2 protein-coding genes are annotated in these 742 nt (G+C 29.8%); both read right to left on the bottom strand.

Features of this window, described 5'->3' with window-relative positions; all coding sequences use genetic code 11:
- Window positions 1-341 (bottom strand): IS66 family insertion sequence element accessory protein TnpB (gene tnpB / locus COL3_RS26290; RefSeq protein ID WP_099716770.1); only part of this gene is annotated, 341 nt, incomplete at its 3' end.
- A complete protein-coding gene (locus COL3_RS26285; protein WP_008419070.1) occupies window positions 328-657 on the bottom strand; it encodes a hypothetical protein in 330 nt (109 codons plus the stop codon). The genes tnpB and COL3_RS26285, both read right to left, overlap by 14 nt.
- Window positions 658-742: the final 85 nt, after the last annotated feature.

Here is a 742-nt window from a genome sequence, read left to right as displayed (position 1 = left end):
TTTCTTACTTCAATTGGCTTAAATTTAGACTTAGTTCTAACTTCATATCCCATAAGCAGCCATTTCAATTCTTCTTTGTTAATCTTAAGAGCTTCGTCTGGAGTCATCGGCCATTTCAATTTACTATTTTCAAGTCGAAAATAATATAGCCAGAATCCTTCATCAAAGTGGAGGATTTTAATTCTATTCATTTGCCTATTACAAAAAACAAACAAGGCTTTTTCAAACGGATCCAGCTTTAGCTGCGTTTGCACGATAACTACTAGTCCATCAATGCTTTTTCGCAAATCTGTTATACCACATGCAAGATAAACTGTATTAACTTTATTAAGATTGAACATTTGTAATCAGATCCTTAAGTAAATTACTTAAAATAGCTATTTCATTAGCCGGTACATGTACTTTAGCTACTCCTATTTCTATTATTATATTAGGTCTATCAGCTTGAACTACAGTAATCTCAGTTCTTACTCTTTTTTCTTTCATAGAAATTGCATGAAACTGTAAATTATTATTTTCATTATTAAGCTTCTTTTTATAGTAATAGAATTGACTTTTAGTAATGTGATTTGAATTGCAGAAATTTCCTAACGTTCCTTCGTAAGAAGAAAAGCCAGCAACTATTTCTCTCCAATTTATATTTTCATTATTATTCATATAGATAAACCTCCATTGTTAAAATCTATGCTAATTTTAACAATGGAGGATTGCATTTTCTATCCGTTAATTTTTTTACGCTTAC

Origin of the sequence: Clostridium sp. LS, assembly GCF_002760435.1 — a bacterium.
Lineage (GTDB): Bacteria > Bacillota > Clostridia > Clostridiales > Clostridiaceae > Clostridium.
Note: the sequence above shows the minus strand (reverse complement) of the source record. Positions and strands in the feature narration are given on the sequence as shown.

What these genes read in the sequence shown, in the direction of transcription:
- COL3_RS26285 (WP_008419070.1), bottom strand. Translation starts at nt 657, where the DNA reads ATGAATAATAATGAAAATATAAATTGGAGAGAAATAGTTGCTGGCTTT.